Genomic DNA, 2,926 nt, shown 5'->3' on the forward strand with positions numbered 1-2,926 from the left:
TCCGATATATGCGCGTGCTTCAATGCCTGGCGACGCCCTACTCTTCCAGTGCTTGAGCAATAGTACCATCGGCGCAGTCAGGTTTCACGGCCGAGTTCGGGATGGGATCGGGTGGGTCACAGACGCTATGGTCACCAAGCAATGAAGCAGGCGCATATAAGGGGGTTTTAATCGATACCGTGCACGTTTTGGTAAGTGTATATCTGGGCTGGCTTAACAACCGACCATGTTCTGACGTTTCTGTTTCCAGAGCTGTCATTGATGGTGGGACTCTGCGGTTCACAAGTGAACCGTTTAAGCGCGAATAGGACAATTAGTATCGGTTAGCTCCATGCGTTACCGCACTTCCACATCCGATCTATCAAGGTCGTGGTCTTCGACCGTCCTATGAAATCTTATCTTGAGGGAGGCTTCCCGCTTAGATGCTTTCAGCGGTTATCCCGTCCATACATAGCTACCCTGCTGCGCCACTGGCGTGACGACAGGTACACCAGAGGTATGTTCAACCCGGTCCTCTCGTACTAGGGTCAACTCCTCTCAAATTTCGACGCCCACGGCAGATAGGGACCAAACTGTCTCGCGACGTTCTGAACCCAGCTCACGTACCACTTTAATTGGCGAACAGCCAAACCCTTGGGACCTGCTCCAGCCCCAGGATGTGATGAGCCGACATCGAGGTGCCAAACGATTCCGTCGATATGAGCTCTTGGGAATCATCAGCCTGTTATCCCCGGCGTACCTTTTATCCGTTGAGCGATGGCCCTTCCACGAGGGACCACCGGATCACTATGACCGACTTTCGTCTCTGCTCGACTTGTCAGTCTCGCAGTCAGGCGGGCTTATGCCATTGCACTCTAACAGACGGTTTCCAACCGTCCTGAGCCCACCATCGCGCGCCTCCGTTACTCTTTAGGAGGCGACCGCCCCAGTCAAACTACCCACCACAGAGGGTCCCTGCACCGGATAACGGTGCGAGGTTAGACATCAGAAAACAGCAGGGTGGTATTTCACCTATGGCTCCACATCAACTGGCGTCGATGCTTCAAAGCCTCCCACCTATGCTACACAGCTCTTTCCTAATGCCACTCTGAAGTTGCAGTAAAGGTGCACGGGGTCTTTCCGTCTAACCGCGGGTACTCCGCATCTTCACGGAGAATTCAATTTCGCTGAGCATATCCTGGAGACAGTGGGGAAGTCGTTACGCCATTCGTGCAGGTCGGAACTTACCCGACAAGGAATTTCGCTACCTTAGGACCGTTATAGTTACGGCCGCCGTTTACCTGGGCTTCAATTCAGTGCTTGCACACCTCCTCTTAACCTTCAGGCACCGGGCAGGCGTCAGGCCCTATACGTCGTCTTGAAGCCGACTTAGCAGAGCCCTGTGTTTTTGCTAAACAGTCGCTACCCCCTGGCCTGTGCCCCCCATCAGTGCTTGCGCATAGATGGGGCCTCCTTCTTCCGAAGGTACGGAGGCAATTTGCCGAGTTCCTTCAGGATACTTCTCTCAAACGCCTTGGTATACTCTACCATTCCACCTGTGTCGGTTTAGGGTACGGTCTATACGGAGGGGCTATTTCCTGGGACGATTTCACAGCCTGGAGCAATCCAATAAGCCCAGACCATTTACACCATCCGTCACACACCTCCAGGCCCACGAATATTAACGTGGTTCCCATCGACTACCCCCTTCGGGCTCGTCTTAGGGGCCGGCTTACCCTGCTCAGATTAGCTTTAAGCAGGAACCCTTGGAATTTCGGCGACAGTGCATCTCACACTGTTAATCGCTACTCATGTCTGCATTCGCACTTCCGATACCTCCACGACCCATTACCAGATCGCTTCAACGGCCTACGGAACGCTCCGCTACCGCTCAGTCAAAAGACTGAACCCTAAGCTTCGGTGCATCACTTTAGCCCCGTTACATCTTCGCCGCAGGATCTCTTGTTTAGACCAGTGAGCTGTTACGCTTTCTTTAAAGGATGGCTGCTTCTAAGCCAACCTCCTGGTTGTTTTGGAAATCCCACATGCTTTCCCACTTAGTGATGACTTGGGGACCTTAGCTGTAGGTTAGGGCTGTTTCCCTTTTGACGACGGACCTTAGCACCCGCCGTCTGTCTGCCGAACTAGACTCGTTGGTATTCGGAGTTTGGTTAGTGTTGGTAGATCTCGCGACCCCCGCAACCATCCAGTGCTCTACCCCCAACGGCAATCATTCGACGCTCTACCTCAATAGATTTCGCGGAGAACCAGCTATTTCCCGGCTTGATTGGCCTTTCACCCCTAAGCACAACTCATCCGACAATTTTTCAACATTGAACGGTTCGGCCCTCCAGTGCGTGTTACCGCACCTTCAGCCTGGTCATGCATAGATCGCCGGGTTTCGGGTCTAATGCATCAAACTCTATTCGCCCTATTCAGACTCGCTTTCGCTGCGCCTACACCTAACGGCTTAAGCTTGCTTGATACACTAAGTCACAGACCCATTATGCAAGAGGTACGCGGTCAGGTCTCAAGGACCCTCCCACTGCTTGTAGGCATCCGGTTTCAGGTACTGTTTCACTCCCCTCATCGGGGTGCTTTTCACCTTTCCCTCACGGTACTGGTTCACTATCGGTCATGTACGAGTATTTAGGCTTGGAGGGTGGTCCCCCCATGTTCAGACAGAGTTTCACGTGCTCCGCCCTACTCGAGTCCTGGATGTTCGCTTTCACATACGGGGCTGTCACCCGCTATGGCGTGCCTTTCCAGACACTTCTGTTAACTAACATCCAGGCACTGGCCTGGTCCGCGTTCGCTCGCCACTACTAACGGAATCTCGGTTGATGTCTTTTCCTCCGGGTACTGAGATGTTTCAGTTCTCCGGGTTCGCCTCACCAAAGCCTATTTTATTCAGCTTAGTGATACCTCTCCCATTTAACACGGGGCC

Annotated in this window: 1 rRNA gene and 1 other annotated feature (1 of these 2 cut by a window edge); the gene reads right to left on the reverse strand. The window is 53.1% G+C overall.

The features are described 5' to 3' along the window. Nucleotides 1–24: 24 nt before the first annotated feature. A 5S ribosomal RNA gene (rrf, locus tag KRZ98_RS18085) occupies nt 25–139 on the reverse strand. Nucleotides 140–293: 154 nt separating this feature from the next. Then, nucleotides 294–2,926: a sequence feature (most likely nonfunctional fraction of RNA operon), on the reverse strand (it continues 1,605 nt past the right edge of the window).

The sequence above is a fragment of the Sphingobium sp. AS12 genome, from assembly GCF_019097845.1.
Classification (GTDB): Bacteria; Pseudomonadota; Alphaproteobacteria; order Sphingomonadales; family Sphingomonadaceae; genus Sphingobium.